We start from the raw sequence: 20,698 nt of genomic DNA, 5'->3' as shown, positions 1-20,698 counted from the left end.
GTCGACGTGCGCGTAGTGACGAGCAGGCGTCTCATATTCAACGTGCGCCGTCGAAATCGTGATGCCGCGTGCCTTTTCTTCCGGTGCCGCGTCGATCTGGTCATACGCCTTGAACTCACCGAAGAACTTCGTGATCGCTGCCGTCAGAGACGTCTTGCCGTGGTCAACGTGGCCGATCGTGCCGATGTTAACGTGCGGCTTATTGCGCTCAAACTTACTCTTTGCCATTTTCGGCTCTCCGTTTTTCTTGTCCCCGAAGGGATCAATTCTTGTTATCGGTCAATTGGTATTCCGGTCACTTCTGACCGGAATACTTTGCCTGGATTTCCTGTGCGACGTTCGACGGGACCGGCGAATAATGATCGAAGGTCATCGTGTACTGCGCGCGGCCCTGAGACATGGAGCGCAGGTTGTCGACGTACTTAAACATGTTTGCCAGCGGGACGTTCGCGTTGATGACAACAGCGATACCGCGGCTTTCCTGGCCCTGGATCTGGCCACGACGCGAGTTCAGGTCGCCGATGACGTCGCCGACGTAATCTTCCGGCGTCACGACTTCGACCTTCATCATCGGCTCGAGGAGCTGGGCACCAGCTTCACGKGCTGCTTCACGGAAGCAAGCGCGCGAAGCGATTTCGAAGGCCAGAACCGACGAGTCGACGTCGTGGAAGGCACCGTCGATCAGTGTCGCCTTGACGCCGAGCATCGGGAAGCCAGCCAGTGGGCCCGAAGACAGAACGCTTTCGATGCCCTTCTGAACGCCCGGAACGTATTCCTTCGGAACAGCACCGCCGACGATCTTGGACTCGAACTTGAAATCGTCGCCTTCCGGGTTCGGTTCGAACACGATCTTGACGCGAGCGAACTGACCGGTACCACCCGACTGCTTCTTGTGGGTGTAGTCCTTCTCGGTCTGACGCGTGATGGTTTCGCGGTAAGCAACCTGCGGCGCGCCGACGGTTGCTTCGACCTTGAATTCACGACGCATGCGGTCGACGATGATGTCGAGGTGAAGTTCACCCATGCCGGCAATGATCGTCTGACCCGATTCCTGGTCCGTCTTGACGCGGAAGGACGGATCTTCGGCAGCCAGGCGGTTGAGCGCGAGGCCCATCTTTTCCTGGTCGCCCTTGGTCTTGGGCTCGATCGCGATCTGGATGACCGGCTCGGGGAATTCCATGCGCTCGAGGATAACCGGCTTCAGTGGATCGCAGAGCGTATCGCCAGTGGTGGTTTCCTTGAGACCGGCCAGAGCAACGATGTCGCCAGCGAAGGCTTCTTCGATGTCTTCACGCGAGTTGGAGTGCATCTGCAGCATGCGGCCGACGCGCTCGCGCTTGTCCTTGACCGTGTTCATGACCGACGCGCCCTTTTCGAGCTTGCCGGAGTAGATACGGGCGAAGGTCAGCGAACCGACGAAGGGGTCGTTCATGATCTTGAACGCCAGCATGGAGAGCGGCTCAGCATCGTCAGCGTGACGGTGGATTTCAGCTTCCGTCTTGACGTCAATGCCCTTGATCGCCGGGATGTCGATCGGAGACGGCAGGTAATCGACAACAGCGTCGAGCAGCGGCTGAACGCCCTTGTTCTTGAAAGCGGTGCCGCAGAACATCGGGTGAAACTTGACGTCGATCGTGCCGCGACGGACGAGCGCACGGATCTGATCGTTGTCCGGCAGGTTGCCTTCCAGATAGGCTTCGGTCGCAGCTTCGTCGATCTCGACAACCGTCTCGATCAGCTTTTCGCGATATTCTTCAGCCTTGGCCTTCATGTCTTCCGGGATTTCGACGACGTCCCACTGGGCGCCGAGCGACTCGTCGCGCCAGATGAGAGCGTTCATCTCGATCAGGTCGATAACGCCCTTGAAATCGCTTTCAGCGCCGATCGGGAGCTGCATGACGACGGCGGTCGCACCGAGGCGGCTCTTGATCATCTCGACCGAGCGATAGAAGTCGGCGCCGGTCTTGTCCATCTTGTTGCAGAAGATCATGCGCGGAACATGATACTTCTCAGCCTGACGCCAGACGGTTTCCGTCTGCGGCTCAACACCAGCGTTGGCATCGAGCAGAGCGATAGCGCCGTCGAGAACGCGCAGCGAACGCTCGACTTCGATGGTGAAGTCGACGTGGCCGGGGGTGTCGATGATGTTGAAGCGGCGCATCTTGCCGTCACGGCCCTTCCAGAAGGTCGTGGTAGCAGCAGAGGTGATCGTGATGCCACGCTCCTGCTCCTGCTCCATCCAGTCCATGGTGGCTGCGCCGTCGTGGACTTCGCCGATCTTGTGCGACTTGCCGGTGTAGTAAAGGATACGCTCGGTCGTCGTGGTCTTGCCGGCGTCGATGTGCGCCATGATACCGAAATTGCGGTAGTCTTCGATTTTATATTCGCGAGCCATAGTGGACTGCCTTTCGGAAACCGTTCGGGATTACCAGCGATAATGCGAGAACGCACGGTTGGCATCAGCCATCTTGTGCGTGTCTTCGCGCTTCTTGACGGCAGAGCCGCGGTTGTTGGAGGCATCAAGAAGTTCGCCGCAGAGACGGTCGACCATGGTGGTTTCGTTGCGCTTGCGGGCAGCAGAGATCAGCCAGCGAATAGCAAGAGCCTGACGGCGCTCGGGACGAACGTCGACCGGAACCTGATATGTAGCACCACCAACGCGGCGCKAACGGACTTCAACGTGCGGAGCGATGTTATCCAAAGCCTGATGGAACACGCCGAGCGGCTCCTGCTTTGCCTTGCCCTGCACGGCGTCGAATGCGCCGTATACGATGTTTTCAGCTACGGACTTCTTGCCGTCCAGCATGATGGCATTCATGAACTTCGTGACAACCAGATCGCCGAACTTCGGGTCCGGATTGATCTCGCGCTTTTCTGCTCTGTGACGTCGGGACATACTTCTMGTCTCTCAACTGTTAGCGGCGCTTTACAACGCGGAGAACCTCGCGCAGCGCCGGATTACCTGAAACCGAATTACTTCGGACGCTTTGCACCGTACTTGGAACGGCGCTGCTTGCGGTTCTTGACACCCTGGGTATCGAGAACGCCGCGGATGATGTGGTAGCGAACACCCGGAAGGTCCTTGACGCGGCCGCCACGGATCATGACGACAGAGTGCTCCTGAAGGTTGTGACCTTCGCCCGGGATGTAACCAATGACTTCAAAGCCGTTGGTGAGGCGGATCTTTGCGACCTTACGCAGAGCCGAGTTCGGCTTCTTCGGCGTCGTCGTGTAGACGCGGGTGCAAACACCACGCTTCTGCGGGTTCTCCTGAAGAGCGGGAACCTTATTACGCTTTACCTGCGCCTGGCGAGGCTTGCGGATTAGCTGGTTTACGGTAGGCATTCAACCATCCCTTGTAAATCTGTCTCGACACCCTTGCGGGCTTAACTCTCGCCGTCTCCGGCACGACACACGTTCGCCTCAATGCGCAAAACGTGGCCCGATCCGCTTTCGCAGATGGACCACAAAAAAGCAGAGGACGCAGCAAATTGCGTCTTGCGTGCAGCATTCGTGTCTTCAACGTGCGTTTAGAACCTTGTTTGAGGTGAACTCCAGAGCGCGTCGCTCCGAACAGCCATGCCTCACATGGGTCCTGATGGCGGCGGTACTACTGGTTTCCCGCAGGTTCGTCAAGGCCGGTTAAGAATTATCTTTGTCACAAACCCCGAAAAGACGGGCCAAACCAGCCGTTTGGCGCCTCAGACGAGGAAATGGCGTCGCTCCGGCAAGATAGACTTGGGTATTTCGTTAAAATCCCTATAAGGAATCACAGAAAGACAATTTCACCGATCGGCAAGGGCAGTTCAGAGAATCGCTCGGCCGAATCGATACCACCGAAGGAAGACTTATGATCACAGAGCCAGACAACGACAACAATTTCGACGGCCCCATGGTCTTCATCATCATCGGCAAGGGATATGAAACGGACGGCGGCGAAGGCGTCGACCTGCATGTTATGCTGAAGGCACCAGATGACGACACCGCTGTTCGCGAAGCGCTGAATGCCCTTGCTGAGGAAGGCTTCATCGAGGCCGATCTCGATCAGATCGGCATGCTGACCGACGTGCCCGACGAAGAACCGCATGCCTCGGCCTATCAGGGCGCGCTGGAAGGCGAAGTGGCGATCATTCGGTTTCGCTAGACGGGATCGCACTCCCCTCGCCTGCTCTTCACACTATGGATGAAAAAAGAAACCGCCCGGATCGCTCCGGGCGGTTTTTGATTCCAGCTTAACTCCAGCCGCTTATTCAGCGGCCGGGGCGTTTTCGTTGGCCATGTCCTGCAGCATCGGCGTGGCGACGGCGGCGCCCGTGCCCTTGCGACGCTCTTCCAGGATCAGCTCGTCGCGAGCCGTCGCGATGCGACGGATCTGCGTCATGGTACCACCGGTACCGGCCGGGATGAGACGGCCGACGATGACGTTTTCCTTCAGACCCTGCAGGCCGTCGGTCTTGCCGGCGATCGCAGCTTCCGTCAGCACCTTCGTCGTTTCCTGGAAGGACGCGGCGGAGATGAAGGACGGGGTTTGCAGCGACGCCTTGGTGATGCCGAGCAGAACCGGATCGCCGTAAGCGGGCTTCTTGCCCTCTTCGATCAGGCGGTCGTTGTTATCGTCCAGCTCGATACGGTCGACATTGTCACCAACGATATACTGGCTGTCGCCTGCATCGGTGATTTCCACCTTCTGCAGCATCTGACGGACAATCACTTCGATGTGCTTGTCGTTGATGACAACGCCCTGGAGACGGTAGACTTCCTGGATTTCGTTGACGAGGTAGGAAGCCAGAGCCTCCACGCCCTTGATCGCCAGGATGTCGTGCGGAGCCGGGTTACCGTCGAGGATGTAGTCACCCTTTTCGATATAGTCGCCTTCCTGAAGGTGGAAGGGCTTGCCCTTCGGGATCAGGTATTCGACCGGCTCGACACCGTCTTCCGCCGGCTCGATGATGACACGGCGCTTGTTCTTGTAGTCGCGGCCGAGGCGGATCGTACCATCGATCTCTGCGATGATGGCGTGGTCCTTCGGACGACGGGCTTCGAACAGTTCGGCAACGCGCGGCAGACCGCCGGTGATGTCCTTGGTCTTGGCGCTTTCCAGTGGCGAACGGGCAAGAACGTCACCCTGCGACACTTTCTGGCCCGGCTCGACGGACAGGATCGCGTCAACCGAGAGCAGGAAGCGGGCTTCACCGCCGCGCGACAGCTTGGCGACATTGCCGCTGGCATCCTTGATGACGATCGCCGGCTTCAGATCCGAGCCGCGCGGCGTCGAACGCCAGTCGATAACCTGACGCTTGGTGATGCCGGTCGACTCGTCGGTCGCTTCGAGAACCGAGAGACCGTCGATAACGTCTTCGAAGTGCACCGTACCGGCGACTTCCGTCATCATCGGACGGGTATACGGATCCCATTCTGCGAGACGCTGACCGCGCTTGACCTTGTCGCCTTCGTCGACATGGAGCTTGGAGCCGTAGGCGACGCGCTGCGAAGAGCGTTCGACGCCACGTTCGTCCAAAATCTGCACCGTCATGTTACGGCCCATGGCAACCAGGCTGCCTTCGGAGTTGCGCAGCATGTTGCGGTTCTTGATCTGAACCGTGCCCTCATACGAGGCTTCCAGGAACGACTGGTCGACCACGGTCGCCGTGCCGCCCAAGTGGAAGGTGCGCATGGTGAGCTGCGTGCCCGGCTCACCGATCGACTGAGCGGCAATGACGCCGACAGCTTCACCGATGTTGACCGGCGTACCGCGAGCAAGGTCGCGGCCGTAGCAGACCGAGCAGACGCCCGTCTGGATTTCGCAGGTCAGCGCCGAACGGATGCGGATCGACTGGATACCAGCCTTTTCGATCTCGATGACATCCGGCTCGAGGATCATCTTGCCAGCATCGACGATGCGCTCACCCGTGATCGGATGGTCGATATCGTCCAGCGCCGTACGGCCGAGGATGCGGGCGCCGAGCGAGGCGACAACCTGACCGGCATCGACGATGGCAGTCATGGTGAGGCCGCTTTCGGTGCCGCAATCGATGTGCGTCACGATGCAATCCTGCGCGACGTCGACGAGACGGCGGGTCAGGTAACCGGAGTTCGCGGTCTTCAAGGCGGTGTCTGCCAGACCCTTACGGGCGCCGTGCGTCGAGTTGAAGTACTCGTTAACGGTCAGGCCTTCCTTGAAGTTCGAGATGATCGGCGTCTCGATGATTTCGCCCGACGGCTTGGCCATGAGGCCGCGCATGCCGCCCAACTGACGCATCTGGTTCGGAGAACCGCGGGCGCCCGAATGGCTCATCATGTAGATCGAGTTCATCGGCTTCTGACGACCGGTCTTCTCGTCGAATTCGACGGCCTTAATGCGGGCCATCATTTCTTCGGCGACCTTTTCCGTGGCCTTGCCCCAGGCGTCGACAACCTTGTTGTACTTTTCGCCCTGGGTGATCAGACCGTCGTTGTACTGCTGCTCGTATTCCTTCACCAGGGCTTCGGTGTCACCGACGATCTTAACCTTGGTATCCGGAATKACCATGTCGTCCTTGCCGAACGAAATGCCGGCGCGGCAGGCATGAGCGAAGCCGAGCTGCATGATGCGGTCGCAGAAAATGACCGTGTCCTTCTGGCCGCAGTGACGGTAGACCGTGTCGATCATCTTGGAGATGTTCTTCTTGGTCATTTCCTGGTTGCAGATGTCGAAGGTCACCTTGCCATGCTTCGGCAGCAGTTCGCCAATCAGCAGGCGGCCAKGGGTCGTTTCATAGATCTTCGAATAGGGCTTGCCCTCTTCGTCGATCKACTTGAAGCGGCCGCGGATCTTCGAATGCAGCGTCACGACCTTGTTTTCCAGAGCGTGATGAAGCTCACCGAGGTCGGAGAAGGCCATGCCTTCGCCCGGCTCGTTCTGGTTCAGGATCGAGAGGTAATAGAGACCGAGAACCATGTCCTGCGACGGAACGATGATCGGTGCTCCGTTTGCCGGATGCAGGATGTTGTTGGTCGACATCATCAGCACGCGGGCTTCGAGCTGGGCTTCGAGCGACAGCGGCACGTGAACAGCCATCTGGTCACCGTCGAAGTCGGCGTTGAAAGCCGTGCAGACGAGCGGGTGCAACTGGATGGCCTTGCCTTCGACCAGCATGGGTTCGAAGGCCTGGATGCCCAGGCGGTGCAGCGTCGGCGCGCGGTTCAGCAGAACCGGATGCTCGCGGATGACCTCGTCGAGGATATCCCAAACTTCCGGCTTTTCCTTTTCAACCAGCTTCTTGGCCTGCTTGACGGTCGAGGAATAACCCTTCGCGTCGAGGCGGGCGTAGATGAACGGCTTGAAGAGTTCGAGCGCCATCTTCTTCGGCAGGCCGCACTGATGCAGCTTGAGCTCCGGACCGGTCACGATGACCGAACGGCCGGAATAGTCGACGCGCTTGCCGAGCAGGTTCTGACGGAAGCGGCCCTGCTTGCCCTTGAGCATATCGGACAGCGACTTCAGCGGACGCTTGTTGGCGCCGGTGATGACGCGGCCGCGGCGGCCGTTGTCGAACAGCGCATCAACAGATTCCTGCAGCATGCGCTTTTCGTTGCGGATGATGATGCCCGGAGCGCGCAGTTCGATGAGGCGCTTCAGACGGTTGTTACGGTTGATGACGCGGCGGTACAGATCATTCAGATCCGACGTTGCGAAACGGCCACCATCGAGCGGCACCAGCGGACGCAGGTCCGGCGGGATGACCGGGACGACCTTCATGATCATCCATTCCGGACGGTTGCCGGATTCCATGAAGTTCTCGACGATCTTCAGGCGCTTCATCAGCTTCTTCTGCTTGAGATCCGACGTGGTGTCGGCAAGCTCGGAGCGCAGGTCGCCGGCGATCTTCTCGAGGTTCATGCTGGCCAGCATCTCGTAGATCGCTTCAGCGCCGATCATGGCGGTGAACTGGTCTTCGCCATATTCGTCAACGGCGAGCATGTACTCTTCTTCCGTCAGGAGCTGATGCTCCTTGAGCGCGGTCAGGCCCGGCTCGGTGACGATGTAGTTTTCGAAGTAGAGAACGCGCTCGACATCCTTCAGCGTCATGTCGAGCAGCGTGGAAATGCGGCTCGGCAGCGACTTCAGGAACCAGATGTGGGCAACGGGAGCGGCGAGCTCGATATGGCCCATACGCTCACGGCGAACGCGCGACAGCGTGACTTCGACGCCGCACTTTTCGCAGATGATGCCCTTGTACTTCATGCGCTTGTACTTGCCGCACAGGCATTCGTAATCCTTGATCGGCCCGAAGATTCGCGCGCAGAACAGACCATCGCGTTCCGGCTTGAACGTACGATAGTTGATCGTCTCCGGCTTCTTGATCTCACCATAAGACCAGGAAAGAATCTTCTCCGGCGATGCGATCGAAATCCGGATGGAATCGAAATTCTGTGCAGGCACCTGCGGATTGAAAAGATTCATGACCTCTTGGTTCATGCCTGTCTCCTTTAGGGGCGAAACGCCCTCGAATTGCAATCAGTGCCGGCAAATTCCCGGGAACCGGACTGACGCCTTAAAACGACAATAACCGCAGAATGCGGCGAAATCGTCCCTGCCTAGCGCTACACGAATTCGGGCGCCGGCGGGAACGGTGCGCGCTGACGAACAGCGCGCACCCTATCGGCTATTACTCGGCTGCGTCCGGAAGCTGGCCCGCTGCCTGCAGCTCGTCGACCTTGGAGTTTTCCAATTCGACGCTGAGACCCAGCGACCGCATTTCCTTGACGAGAACGTTGAAGCTCTCCGGAATGCCCGCTTCGAAGGTGTCGTCGCCACGAACGATGGCTTCGTAGACCTTGGTGCGGCCGGCCACGTCGTCCGACTTGACCGTGAGCATTTCCTGCAGCGTGTAGGCTGCGCCGTAAGCTTCGAGCGCCCAGACTTCCATTTCGCCGAAGCGCTGACCGCCGAACTGCGCCTTACCGCCCAGCGGCTGCTGGGTGACGAGCGAGTACGGGCCGATTGAGCGGGCGTGGATCTTGTCGTCGACCAGGTGGTTCAGCTTCAGCATGTAGATGTAGCCAACCGTGACCTGGCGGTCGAACTGCTCGCCGGTACGACCGTCATAGAGCGTCGACTGACCGGTCTGCTTAAGACCTGCCATTGCGAGCATCTCGTTGACGTCGACTTCGCCGGCGCCGTCGAAGACCGGGGTCGCGATGGACACGCCACGCTTCCACTGATCGGCCAGACGCAGAACCGACGCGTCGTCATACTCGTGAACGTCGTCGCTCTTCGGACCGTCGCCGACGACCATGTCGATCGTCTGGCGCAAAGGCTCGATGTTGCCGCTTGCCTTATAGGCTTCGATCAGCTCGCCGATCTGACGACCCATGCCGGCGCAAGCCCAGCCAAGGTGCGTCTCGAGAATCTGACCGACGTTCATGCGCGACGGCACGCCGAGCGGGTTCAGCACGATGTCGACATGCGTACCGTCTTCGAGGAACGGCATGTCTTCGACCGGCACGATGCGCGATACAACACCCTTGTTGCCGTGACGGCCGGCCATCTTGTCGCCCGGCTGGATCTTACGCTTCACAGCGACGAAGACCTTGACCATCTTCATGACGCCCGGAGGCATTTCATCGCCGCGCTGGACCTTCTCGACCTTGTCCATGAAGCGCTGTTCAAGGCGCGACTTGGACTCGTCGTACTGGCCGCGCAGAGCTTCGAGCTCGCCCTGGACCTTTTCGTCCTCGACAGCGAACATCCACCACTGCGAGCGCGGATATTCGGAGACGACGGCGTTGGACAGTTCCGTGCCCTTCTTGAAGCTCTTCGGACCGGCAAGTGCAACCTGGCCGCGGAGCATTTCGATCAGGCGGCCGTAGACGTTACGGTCGAGGATCGCCTGTTCGTCGTCGCGGTCCTTGGCCAGACGTTCGATCTCTTCGCGCTCGATCGCCATGGCGCGTTCGTCCTTCTCGACGCCGTGGCGGTTGAAGACGCGAACTTCGACGACCGTACCGTAGGTGCCGGGCGGCATGCGCATGGAGGTGTCGCGAACGTCGGACGCCTTTTCACCGAAGATGGCACGCAGGAGCTTTTCTTCCGGCGTCATCGGGCTTTCGCCCTTCKGCGTGATCTTGCCGACGAGGATGTCGCCCGGCTGAACTTCAGCGCCGATGTAAACGATGCCGGCTTCGTCCAGGTTCTTCAGCGCTTCTTCCGAAACGTTCGGAATGTCGCGGGTGATTTCTTCCGGACCGAGCTTGGTGTCGCGCGCCATCACTTCGAATTCTTCGATGTGGATGGAGGTGAACACGTCGTCGGCAACGATACGCTCGGAGAGCAGGATCGAGTCTTCGTAGTTGTAGCCGTTCCACGGCATGAACGCGACGAGCACGTTGCGGCCGAGCGCCAGATCGCCAAGATCGGTCGACGGACCGTCGGCCAAGATGTCGCCCTTGTTGACCACGTCACCGACGGTGACCAGCGGACGCTGGTTGACGCAGGTGTTCTGGTTCGAACGCTGGAACTTCATCAGGCGGTAGATATCGACGCCGGACTTCGACGGATCGAGGTCTTCGGTGGCGCGGATAACGATACGCGTTGCGTCGACCTGGTCGACCACCCCGCCGCGGCGGGCGCCGATAGCAGCACCAGAGTCACGGGCGACAACCGGCTCCATGCCGGTGCCGACGAACGGAGCTTCGGCGCGCAGAAGCGGCACGGCCTGACGCTGCATGTTCGAGCCCATGAGAGCGCGGTTGGCGTCGTCGTTTTCCAGGAATGGGATCAGAGCAGCAGCGACCGAAACAAGCTGCTTCGGCGAGACGTCCATCAGGTTGATGTTGTCGCGCGGAGCGAGCATGACTTCGCCAGCATGACGGCAAACGACGAATTCCTCGATGAAGGAACCGTCGGCGTCGAGCTCGGCGTTGGCCTGAGCAACGTAGTACTTCGCCTCTTCCATGGCGGAGAGGTAGAGCACGTCGTTGGTCACCTTACCGTCGATGATGCGGCGATAAGGGCTTTCGATGAAGCCGTACTTGTTGACGCGGGCAAAGGTCGCCAGCGAGTTGATGAGACCGATGTTCGGGCCTTCCGGCGTTTCGATCGGGCAAATGCGACCATAGTGGGTCGGATGCACGTCGCGGACTTCGAAGCCGGCGCGTTCGCGGGTCAAACCGCCCGGGCCAAGAGCCGAAAGACGGCGCTTGTGGGTGATTTCCGAGAGCGGGTTCACCTGGTCCATGAACTGCGAGAGCTGCGAGGAGCCGAAGAATTCGCGAACGGCGGCAGCGGCCGGCTTCGCGTTGATCAGATCCTGCGGCATAACCGTGTCGATTTCGATCGAGGACATACGTTCCTTGATCGCGCGCTCCATGCGGAGCAGGCCGAGACGGTACTGGTTTTCCATCAGCTCGCCGACCGAGCGGACGCGGCGGTTGCCGAGGTTGTCGATGTCGTCGATTTCGCCCTTGCCGTCGCGCAGTTCGACCAGCATCTTGACCACGGCCAGGATGTCGTCCTTGCGCAGGATGCGGACGGTGTCTTCGACGTCGAGATCGAGGCGCATGTTCATCTTCACGCGGCCGACGGCGGAGAGGTCGTAACGCTCCGCATCGAAGAACAGCGAGTTGAACATGGCTTCGGCCGATTCCATGGTCGGCGGTTCACCCGGACGCATGACGCGGTAGATGTCGAACAGAGCGTCTTGACGGTTCTCGTTCTTGTCCGCAGACAGCGTGTTACGGATGTAGGCGCCGACGTTGATATGGTCGATGCCGAGAACCGGGATTTCGTCGAAACCAGCCTTGAGGATCACCGGAAGGGTCTTCTCGTCGATTTCATCGCCGGCTTCGAGATAGATCTCACCGGTCTGGAAGTTGACGATGTCTTCCGCCAGGAACAGGCCGTAAAGCTCCTCGTCGGTGGCCTTCAAGGCCTTGAGGCCCTTTTCCTGCAACTGACGCAGCAGGCGCGGGGTCAGCTTCTTGCCGCCTTCGACTACGACTTCGCCGGTATCGGCGTCGATCATGTCGGTAACGGTCTTGGCGCCCTTCAGCGTTTCCGCCTTGAAGGGAATGCGCCAGCCCTCGCCGGAGCGCTCATAGAGCGACTTCGTGTAGAAGGTCGACAGGATTTCTTCGCCGTCCATGCCGAGCGCCATCAGCAGCGACGTCACCGGAATCTTGCGGCGGCGGTCGATACGGGCGTAGACGATGTCCTTGGCGTCGAATTCGATATCGAGCCAGGAGCCGCGGTACGGAATGACGCGAGCAGCGAAGAGCAGCTTGCCGGAAGAGTGGCTCTTGCCCTTGTCGTGGTCGAAGAAGACGCCCGGCGAACGGTGCATCTGGGACACGATAACGCGCTCGGTGCCGTTCACGATGAAGGTACCGTTGTTCGTCATGAGCGGCATGTCGCCCATGTAAACGCTCTGTTCCTTGATGTCCTTGATAGACTTCGCGCCGGTATCTTCGTCGATATCGAACACGATCAGACGGAGAGTGACCTTCAGCGGCGCGGCGTAGGTCAGGTCGCGCTGGCGGCATTCGTCGACGTCGAACTTCGGCGGTTCGAACTCATAGGATACAAACTCCAGCATGGAAGCGCCGGAGAAATCGGTGATCGGGAAAACCGACTTGAATACGGCCTGGAGACCCTCGTCAGGGCGGCCGCCCTTGGGCTCTTCGACCATGAGGAACTGATCGTAGGACGCCTTCTGAACCTCGATGAGGTTCGGCATCTCTGCGACTTCGGGAATCTTACCAAAAAACTTGCGTACGCGCCTGCGACCGTTGAACGAAAGGGTCTGAGCCATCGTCGCTCCTTTAAAATCCTGCACCCGGGCCTGCAACGGATGGGAACCGCTGGCCAGGCGATCCCATCAATCAATGAGTAGTTCAATCTCGTCTAACTAACCGAAAACCGCTCGGCACGGATTGCGTCGCGGTTCGGTCTGAGACCATCCTCTTGAAGAACCCATTACCCAAAAGCCGTTTTAGCCGCGGCTTTTGGGTAATTTGTTCGGAAAAACGGCAAATGGGAGGCGGCAAAATGCCACCTCCCAAAGCAGTTTCAAGCTTACTTGACGTCGGCCTTTGCGCCAGCGTCTTCGAGCTTCTTCTTGATGTCAGCGGCTTCAGCCTTGGAAACGCCTTCCTTGACAGCCTTCGGAGCGGCTTCAACGAGGTCCTTGGCTTCCTTGAGGCCGAGACCGGTGATGGCGCGGACTTCCTTGATGACGTTGATCTTGTTCGCGCCGGCATCAGCGAGGATGACGTCGAACTCGGTCTTTTCTTCTTCAACGACAGCAGCAGCGCCAGCACCACCAGCAACGGCAGCAACAGCTACCGGAGCAGCGGCGGAAACGCCCCACTTTTCTTCGAGGAGCTTGGACAGTTCTGCGGCTTCGAGAACGGTCAGCGAGGAAAGGTCTTCAACGATCTTTGCGAGATCAGCCATTTTTGTAGTTCCTTTTGTTCGGTTCGAACTGGTTGATTATGAACAGCGAAAAACCGCCTTAAGCGGCTTCGTCCTTCTTGGCGTAGGCCGAGAACACACGAGCAAGCTGGCTTGCCGGTGCTGCAACCACACCTGCGATGCGGGTAGCCGGGGTCTGGATCATGCCCAGCAGCTTTGCACGCAGCTCGTCCAGCGAAGGCAGGGTCGCGAGCGACTTGACGCCTTCCGGGTTGAGCGTGGTTGTTCCCATGGCGCCGCCCAGAACAACGATCTTATCGTTGGTCTTGGCGAAATCCACGACGACCTTCGGAGCGGTAATCGGATCGGTGCTGTATGCGATCAGCGTCTGACCCGTGAAGAGATTGGAAATCCCTTCTGCATCCGTGCCCTGAAGAGCAATTTTGGCCAGGCGGTTCTTCGCGACTTTGACGGTGCCGCCAGCAGCGCGCATCTTGGAACGGAAATCGTTCATCTGAGCGACTGTAGCACCAGCATAGTGGGCCACGACAACCGAGCCCGAAGCCTTGAAGACTTCGTTCAGTTCCGTGACGAATTCGCGTTTTTCCGCTCTTTCCACTGCTTTTCTCCAGTTGACAGGACCGCGATAAACGGACCTGCCGGGTTGCCTTTTGCCTCCTGGGATCAGCTAAGAGATCCCAAGCGACGCTTGAGGATCCTGTCCCCTCGCGCTCGAGCCGTAAGGCTCCAAGGCACAAGGCATCCAAGGCTCGAACCGAGTTTATCGAAGCAGAACTTCTTCAAAATTCGGGTCTTACCCGTCTCATGCAGGCAAAGTGATTAAGGTCTCAACCACCTGCAATCTCGGACAGGAATTCCGGATTTCTCCGGATATCCTGGCCCCGAAGGGCCAGGAATTCTTAAATGCCGGGCAACAGGCCCGACAAAACCATTAGGCGCTCGGTGCCGTAACCGTCGACGGCTCGATCTTGACGCCCGGGCCCATGGTCGAAGAGATCGCTACGCGCTTGACGTAGTTGCCCTTTGCACCGGCCGGCTTCGCCTTGATAACGGCGTCAGCGAAGGCGCGGATGTTTTCTTCCAGAGCCTTGGCATCGAAGGAGGCCTTGCCGATACCGGCATGGACGATACCAGCCTTCTCGACGCGGAACTCGACTGCGCCGCCCTTGGAGGCTTCGACAGCACCCTTGACGTCCATGGTGACGGTGCCGACCTTCGGGTTCGGCATCATGCCGCGCGGGCCGAGAACCTTACCGAGACGGCCGACGAGCGGCATCATGTCCGGGGTCGCAATGCAGCGATCGAAGTCGATCTTGCCGCCCTGGACGATTTCAACGAGGTCTTCTGCGCCAACGATGTCAGCGCCGGCAGCCTTGGCTTCATCAGCCTTGGCGCCACGAGCGAAGACGGCAACGCGAACCGTACGGCCGGTGCCGTTCGGCAGGTTGACGACGCCGCGAACCATCTGGTCAGCGTGACGCGGGTCAACGCCGAGGTTCATTGCGATTTCGACGGTTTCGTCGAACTTGGCGACAGCCCGTTCCTTGACCATGCCGATAGCCTGGGTCAGAGCATAGAGCTTAGTGGGATCGACGCCTTCGCGGATCTTCTGAATACGCTTTGCAACCATGGTCTTAACCTACCACTTCCAGGCCCATGGCGCGGGCAGAGCCCTCGATCATGGCCATTGCGCCTTCGATATCGGCGGCGTTCAGATCCTTCATCTTGGCTTCGGCAATCGACTTGACCTGAGCCTTGGTGAGCGTGCCAGCCTTGGCACCCTTGCCCGGCGTCTTCGAGCCGGACTGGATCTTCGCTTCCTTCTTCAGGAAGTAGCTGACCGGCGGCTGCTTCATGACGAAGGTGAAGGACTTGTCCTGGTAGTAGGTGATGACGACCGGGATCGGCATACCCTTTTCCATTTCCTGCGTGGCGGCATTGAACGCCTTACAGAATTCCATGATGTTAATGCCACGCTGACCAAGCGCAGGACCGATCGGCGGCGACGGATTCGCCGAGCCGGCCTTAACCTGCAGCTTGAGCTGGCCTGCAACTTTCTTAGCCATATCTCTCTGCCTTTCTGATTGACCGGTTGCCCGGCCCATTATGCCGGATTGCTCCGGCGGCTGCGGTTGCGTGGTGCGGATCAAAAGGTCCGGCTAAGACCCCTGCCCTTCCACGCGGATTGCGGCTTCGCCGCGAGGTGTAAGCAAATACTCACTTACACCCAAACTCAAACAAACGATCAGACCTTCTCGACCTGACTGTATTCCAGCTCGACCGGCGTAGCGCGGCCGAAAATCGACACTTCCACCTTCAGGCGCGAACGCTCTTCGTCCACATCCTGAACCGTGCCGTTGAACGACGCGAACGGACCGTCGGAAACGCGGACCTGCTCGCCGATCTCGAAGGACACCGAAGCCTTCGGCCGCTCGACGCCTTCCTGGACCTGACCGAGAATACGCTCGGCTTCATAATCCGGAATCGGAACGGGCTTATTGTCGGAGCCGAGAAAGCCTGTGACCTTCGGCGTATTCTTGATCAGGTGGTAGGCTTCATCCGTCAGGTTGGCGCGCACCAGCACATAACCCGGGAAGAACTTGCGCTCGCTGTCGACCTTGCGGCCGCGGCGCACTTCAACCACCTTTTCGGTCGGCACAAGGATCTTCTCGAACAGATGCTCGAGACCCTTCTGCTTGGCCTTCTCCTCGATGGATTCAGCCACCTTCTTTTCGAAGTTAGAATATGCGTGGACGATGTACCAACGTGCCGCCATGTTCATCTCCACCCGATATCAATTGCCGGTATTCAGCACGTAGCCGAGAATCCAGCCAATGAGCTGGTCAGCAGCAAAGAAAAACAACGAGGCGAAAAGGACCATAACGAGTACCATCACCGTCGAGATCATCGTCTCACGGCGGGACGGCCAAGTGATTTTCGACGTCTCGGAGCGGACCTGCTGCAGAAACGCAAGTGGATTCGATTTGGATGCCATTGACTGCCCACGCAATTACGGCGCGTAAAGCTGAACATATCAGCCCCACGCACCGCGTGTCTGTTGAACCCTACATAAACATCGATTCCCAATTTAACAAGAGGGAATTCGGTGCTTTCGAAAATTTGCCGCCAAACCGGCATAATCCCCAACCCAAGAAGCAGCGAAACCGACGCGCTATTCAAATCAAGGAAGATGGCAGGGGCAGCAGGGCTCGAACCTACGACCTGCGGTTTTGGAGACCGCCGCTCTACCAACTGAGCTATACCCCTTCATGCTTCGATCACTGGCACCGAGCGGTGACCCGCCAGCGCCTTTCGAAGGCATGGCGCTCCTTTAAGACGGGACGAAACGATTGGCAAGTGCGTTTTTCGTTTTTTCCCAAGAGGGTGCGCAGCTTCGTTCAATGCGGACAATTCCCGAAGGCGCCGACCACAGGAATTGCGGGCTTTGCCGCATCTCCCGAATGTGTCGCGCGGGCAATTCTCAACCTTCCTTCGGCTCTCCCGGCGTTCCCTTGGGCTTCCGCTTCAGGAATTTCGGCCTGAGGTGACGCAGAAAATTGTCTGTGGAGCGAATCACATTGGTCAACGAGATCAGCTTGTCGACTTCCGCGTCGGTATTGCCGAGCCGCTCGGTCAGCACCTCTGCCGCAGCCAGCGCAATTTCGGCCGGCGGAACCTCACAGAAGCGCTCGGCAAGCCGGATGTAGGGATTGAGCGAAACGCCGCCGTGGATGACGATCTTTCCAAGACGGGCAAAGAGGCGCAGGAAGGTCTGCTCGAAGGTCCAGTCGTGAACAGACACGACCCTCCATTTTTCGCTACGCTTGGCCGAGAAGCCGGCAAGCACGATGGCGCCGGGCAGTTTCAGATCGCTCAGCCAAAGCGCCATGGCAAAGCCGCTGGTCGGCGTCTTGCCCTCCGTGTAGAAATCGCTGCAGAAGCCGACGAGATCGAGGTGGCCTGTGGGCGCGCCCTGGAAATCGGCGGCAGGATTCAGTTTTTCCTCGCGCCCGAGGCGGATGTTCATGATCCCGAGGAAATATTCCTTCGGGAAGAATTTGACGACGTCACCCACCTCGCCCCGATAGACGATATTCGCGCCGCGCGGTTGTCCGCGCGAAATCAGCAGCGAATGCCCGTGGAACGGGCGGTCCAGGACCTTGTAGACCTTATTGAAGAAGATGAAGAGCGCGCTCGACGGAAACTGCTGCTGGAGGCTGCCGATATCGACCGCATCGCTGTTTGCGACAAGAACGATGTGGGAGAAGGCCGCCAGCACGGACCGCCATTCATCGGCGGTCGTCAAGCCTGTGGCGGCCCCTGCAGCCGGGAAGCCGATTTCGTTGTTTCCTGCTTCGACACCCACGCCCGGATCCAGCCCGGTTACTTCTGCTGGACGTGCAGCATGCGATCACGCATGGCGAACCATTCTTCGGCGTAGTCGTCGTTGCGATACTCGTCGAAATACGGACCGCCATCGGTGAAGTGCACCAGTTGGGCATCCGACCGGTAGTCATATTCGTTGACGAGGTAATTCCAGGTCACGGGAACCTCACCGATCTGATCTTCGCTTTCCAACCATTTGAACTGGTGAAGCTGCAGGCCCGTGGCGGTGTTGACGTAATCCTTCGTCAATGCCCGGCATTTGGCATTGTTGAAAAGGATCATGCTCGACCAGTTCTTCTTTTCATATTTGGTCTGCGTCTGGCCGAGGAACTTGGTCTCGATTTTCGGCTGGTAGTCGTGCTTGACGCACATTGCGGCATAGCGGTCGTCGCGCAGCTTCCAGAGTTCGGCAATGTCGGCGCGAGCCAGCATGTCGCAATCCATGAAGATGCTCCAGCCCTCGTAATTGCTGAGGTAAGGAACCAGAAAGCGGGAGAAGGAAAATTCGGTCGACTGCAGCGGGTTGCGCTCGCGCGTGAAAATGCCGTCGAGATTGCTGAGAACGATCGGCGAAAACGCCACCGGGATCGAAGAGTGCTCGATTATGCTTTGCGCGAGGACGTGATAGGCGACGACTTCCTTAGAATCAAAGCCGACAAAAATACGTGCAACACCGTCGTTCATAGTCCCTCCGAAGCGGCTGACCACCAAAGGGATCAACCGGTTAATAGCTTTCAAGTCGCAGCGCAAATCGCGTTGCGAAGCATCCTGCCGGCTCGCAAGCCACATGATGTCTATTCAAAACACGAGTCCCAACCGCATCATGGAAAACAACTGCAATTTCCACGATACGCCCCGCGAACGCAAACCTACTTACTTCAACTCGGATATTTGTCGAGTGTTTGCGGAAGCATTTTTGGTTTTCTTCCGTAACAAATGGAGAGCCATCATTGCTCTCGACGGGGTTTCGACCGGGCGTCGCAACGGCGCCCGGCTTTCATTTCATTCGGCAATGCAGCCTCAAACCTTCACGTAGCGGCGCCAGTTATGCTCTTCCTTGAAGCCCAGGACTTCACGGATCTTGCGGTTGGAGAGCAGGCCTTCATACTCGCCGATCTCGCGGGTAAACGGCACGTTCGGGAAGTATTTGGCGGCAAGATCCCGGGACGGCGTGTTGGCCGATACCGTGTCGTTGGCGGCGTTGAACACCTGAAAGCCGAGACCGCTTTTTTCAATACAGAGATGGACGATCTGGCCGAGATCGCGTGCGTCGATATAGCTCCAGGCTATGCGCTTGCGGATGTCGGTGTCGGCAAAATATTCCGGGAAACGCTCATATTCATGAGGCTCAATGACGTTGCCGATGCGCAGCGCATAGATGTCGATGCCGAAACGCTCAGCGAAGGCGCGTGCCGTCTTCTCGTTCAGGACCTTCGAGAGGCCATAGGAATCCATCGGATTGACATCATAGTCCTCTTCCAGCGGGAACTGATGGAAATCGCGATGGCCTTCGGCAAAGCAGACGCCATAGGTCGTTTCGCTGGAGGCGACGATGATCTTCTTGACGCCGAGCTTTGCCGCCGCTTCGATGACATTGTAAGTGCCCATCGTATTGATGCGGAAGGTCTCGTTGTCAGGCTTGATCAGAATACGCGGCACGGCGGCGAAATGCACGACGGCGTCGTAGGGCTGCACACCCTTTCCATGATCGAGATCGGGGAAATCCCGATGCATGGTGAGCACGTTGTAGACTTGTCCTGCATCGGTGATATCGGCATTCAGATTGGTAACGCCGGGGCTGTCCAGCGGCACGAGATCCACATTGTGGACCTCGTAACCGGCATTAATTAGCCAGGGAACGGTATGACGCCCGGCCTTGCCGCTACCGCCGGTGAACAGAATACGTTTCTTCATGAAATCTCCTCCAGGTAAAATCGAGCGATAGATAGGCCCTTTCGGGCATTTCGCAAGACATCGGCCGTGGGACATTCTGCTGCGATTCCTTGCCGAGCAGCAGTAACCCACCAAAGTCACCAACCGGAGACTATCGATGGATTGGTTTACGACGACTGCTTGTGCAGATGTTCCAACATGTGCTCAACACATTGATCAAGCGAAAGCCGGCTCGTATCGAATACCTCGCAGCCATGCTGGACGGCCTCCCCGCACAGATAGGCAGCCCAGTTCATCATGTCCTTGTTCGCGAGCTCCGGCTGGCCTCTTCCGACCGCAAGCCGCTCCGTTCTTGTAGCATCGTCGCAATCAACCAGGAGCAGCTTGTAGTCGGCGATATTGGCCGCCGCGGCTGCTTCGAGGACGAAAGCGATCCGCATCTGCCCTTCAAACAAGACCGGCTTTCCACTCCGCGCAACCCTCGCCAAGCGCACCATCCATTCCACGGTCTTGTCGCGCTGCCAGGCTTCCGGCGAGCCGTGATCCCTGATCATCGCATCCACTGCCGGCACGCCGATGCTGTCGAACCGATAGATCGCAAAATCATCCGGATACCTCTCGGCGATCGCATCGGCAATTGCCGTCTTTCCGGAGCCGGATGCGCCTGTCAGAACGATCAATCCCATTGGTTTCCTCCGAAATGCGAAAGGCCCCGCTGTTTCCAGCGGGGCCTTCGTAACCACGAATAATCCGGAGATTACTCGACGATGCTAGCGACGATGCCGGCGCCGACGGTACGGCCGCCTTCGCGGATCGCGAAGCGCAGCTTTTCTTCCATCGCGATCGGAACGATCAGCTCGACGTCAACCGTGATGTTGTCGCCAGGCATAACCATTTCCGTGCCTTCCGGAAGCGTCACGATACCCGTCACGTCCGTCGTGCKGAAGTAGAACTGCGGACGGTAGTTCGTGAAGAACGGCGTATGACGGCCGCCTTCTTCCTTCG

The 20,698-nt window shown here is 58.6% G+C and carries 18 protein-coding genes, 1 tRNA gene and 1 pseudogene; 2 read left to right on the top strand and 18 right to left on the bottom strand.

What is annotated here, in order from left to right; all coding sequences use genetic code 11:
* The 4 genes from QD357_RS30490 to rpsL all read right to left on the bottom strand — a co-directional run.
* Positions 1-228, bottom strand: a 228-nt coding sequence (locus tag QD357_RS30490; protein ID WP_414125763.1) for a GTP-binding protein, incomplete at its 3' end; no start/stop codon positions are given.
* A gap of 67 nt (positions 229-295) precedes the next feature.
* Positions 296-2,395, bottom strand: a complete 2,100-nt coding sequence (gene fusA, locus QD357_RS30485) for an elongation factor G (RefSeq protein ID WP_107107808.1) — start codon at positions 2,393-2,395, stop codon at positions 296-298.
* A 30-nt stretch (positions 2,396-2,425) separates the two neighbouring features.
* Positions 2,426-2,896, bottom strand: coding sequence for a 30S ribosomal protein S7 (rpsG, locus tag QD357_RS30480; protein ID WP_414125762.1), 471 nt, complete (start codon positions 2,894-2,896; stop codon positions 2,426-2,428).
* A 77-nt stretch (positions 2,897-2,973) separates the two neighbouring features.
* Positions 2,974-3,345 carry a 30S ribosomal protein S12 gene (gene rpsL / locus QD357_RS30475; protein WP_003507760.1) on the bottom strand — a complete coding sequence of 124 codons (372 nt, stop codon included), beginning with the start codon at positions 3,343-3,345 and terminating at the stop codon, positions 2,974-2,976.
* A gap of 505 nt (positions 3,346-3,850) precedes the next feature.
* Between rpsL and QD357_RS30470 the strand changes: the two genes are divergently transcribed.
* Entirely contained in the window at positions 3,851-4,144 is a 294-nt protein-coding gene (locus tag QD357_RS30470) for a transcriptional regulator (protein WP_107107806.1), read from the top strand.
* 102 nt (positions 4,145-4,246) lie between these two features.
* On the opposite strand, the gene rpoC is transcribed toward QD357_RS30470, so the two are convergent.
* The 11 genes from rpoC to QD357_RS30415 form a co-directional block, all read right to left on the bottom strand.
* The gene (rpoC, locus tag QD357_RS30465) at positions 4,247-8,458 is read right to left on the bottom strand and encodes a DNA-directed RNA polymerase subunit beta' (RefSeq protein WP_414125761.1); all 4,212 of its coding nucleotides are present in this window, start codon (positions 8,456-8,458) and stop codon (positions 4,247-4,249) included.
* A 190-nt stretch (positions 8,459-8,648) separates the two neighbouring features.
* The gene (gene rpoB, locus QD357_RS30460; protein ID WP_414125760.1) at positions 8,649-12,791 is read right to left on the bottom strand and encodes a DNA-directed RNA polymerase subunit beta; all 4,143 of its coding nucleotides are present in this window, start codon (positions 12,789-12,791) and stop codon (positions 8,649-8,651) included.
* A gap of 263 nt (positions 12,792-13,054) precedes the next feature.
* Entirely contained in the window at positions 13,055-13,435 is a 381-nt protein-coding gene (gene rplL / locus QD357_RS30455) for a 50S ribosomal protein L7/L12 (protein WP_028755229.1), read from the bottom strand.
* A 58-nt stretch (positions 13,436-13,493) separates the two neighbouring features.
* Positions 13,494-14,012: a 50S ribosomal protein L10 gene (gene rplJ / locus QD357_RS30450; RefSeq protein WP_104822778.1), complete on the bottom strand. Its 519-nt coding sequence runs from the start codon at positions 14,010-14,012 to the stop codon at positions 13,494-13,496.
* 333 nt (positions 14,013-14,345) lie between these two features.
* Positions 14,346-15,044, bottom strand: coding sequence for a 50S ribosomal protein L1 (gene rplA / locus QD357_RS30445; protein ID WP_028755227.1), 699 nt, complete (start codon positions 15,042-15,044; stop codon positions 14,346-14,348).
* 4 nt (positions 15,045-15,048) lie between these two features.
* Complete coding sequence (gene rplK / locus QD357_RS30440; protein WP_004123453.1) at positions 15,049-15,480, bottom strand: 50S ribosomal protein L11; 432 nt, start codon at positions 15,478-15,480, stop codon at positions 15,049-15,051.
* Between the two features lie 179 nt (positions 15,481-15,659).
* On the bottom strand, positions 15,660-16,190 hold the full coding sequence (nusG, locus tag QD357_RS30435) for a transcription termination/antitermination protein NusG (RefSeq protein WP_075857230.1): 531 nt from the start codon (positions 16,188-16,190) through the stop codon (positions 15,660-15,662).
* Between the two features lie 18 nt (positions 16,191-16,208).
* Positions 16,209-16,409: a preprotein translocase subunit SecE gene (secE, locus tag QD357_RS30430; RefSeq protein ID WP_107107803.1), complete on the bottom strand. Its 201-nt coding sequence runs from the start codon at positions 16,407-16,409 to the stop codon at positions 16,209-16,211.
* Between the two features lie 196 nt (positions 16,410-16,605).
* Positions 16,606-16,681: transfer RNA gene (locus tag QD357_RS30425), tRNA-Trp, on the bottom strand.
* A gap of 214 nt (positions 16,682-16,895) precedes the next feature.
* On the bottom strand, positions 16,896-17,753 hold the full coding sequence (locus tag QD357_RS30420; protein ID WP_181316055.1) for a 3-deoxy-manno-octulosonate cytidylyltransferase: 858 nt from the start codon (positions 17,751-17,753) through the stop codon (positions 16,896-16,898).
* 44 nt (positions 17,754-17,797) lie between these two features.
* Positions 17,798-18,484 carry a glycosyltransferase gene (locus QD357_RS30415; RefSeq protein ID WP_107107801.1) on the bottom strand — a complete coding sequence of 229 codons (687 nt, stop codon included), beginning with the start codon at positions 18,482-18,484 and terminating at the stop codon, positions 17,798-17,800.
* A 106-nt stretch (positions 18,485-18,590) separates the two neighbouring features.
* Between QD357_RS30415 and QD357_RS30410 the strand changes: the two genes are divergently transcribed.
* On the top strand, positions 18,591-18,836 hold the full coding sequence (locus QD357_RS30410; RefSeq protein ID WP_146143987.1) for a hypothetical protein: 246 nt from the start codon (positions 18,591-18,593) through the stop codon (positions 18,834-18,836).
* On the opposite strand, the gene QD357_RS30405 is transcribed toward QD357_RS30410, so the two are convergent.
* The 3 genes and pseudogenes from QD357_RS30405 to tuf all read right to left on the bottom strand — a co-directional run.
* Positions 18,821-19,714 (bottom strand): NAD-dependent epimerase/dehydratase family protein, encoded by an 894-nt coding sequence (locus QD357_RS30405; RefSeq protein ID WP_107107800.1) that lies wholly within the window; start codon positions 19,712-19,714, stop codon positions 18,821-18,823. The two genes, QD357_RS30410 and QD357_RS30405, sit on opposite strands and share 16 nt — an antisense overlap.
* 146 nt (positions 19,715-19,860) lie before the next feature.
* Positions 19,861-20,379 (bottom strand): AAA family ATPase, encoded by a 519-nt coding sequence (locus QD357_RS30400; protein ID WP_107107799.1) that lies wholly within the window; start codon positions 20,377-20,379, stop codon positions 19,861-19,863.
* Between the two features lie 71 nt (positions 20,380-20,450).
* Positions 20,451-20,698, bottom strand: a pseudogene (gene tuf, locus QD357_RS30395) (elongation factor Tu); the annotation flags it as partial.

Origin of the sequence: Rhizobium sp. BR 317, assembly GCF_047445835.1 — a bacterium.
GTDB lineage: Bacteria > Pseudomonadota > Alphaproteobacteria > Rhizobiales > Rhizobiaceae > Rhizobium > Rhizobium paranaense.
This window is presented reverse-complemented; position numbering and strand designations above follow the sequence as displayed.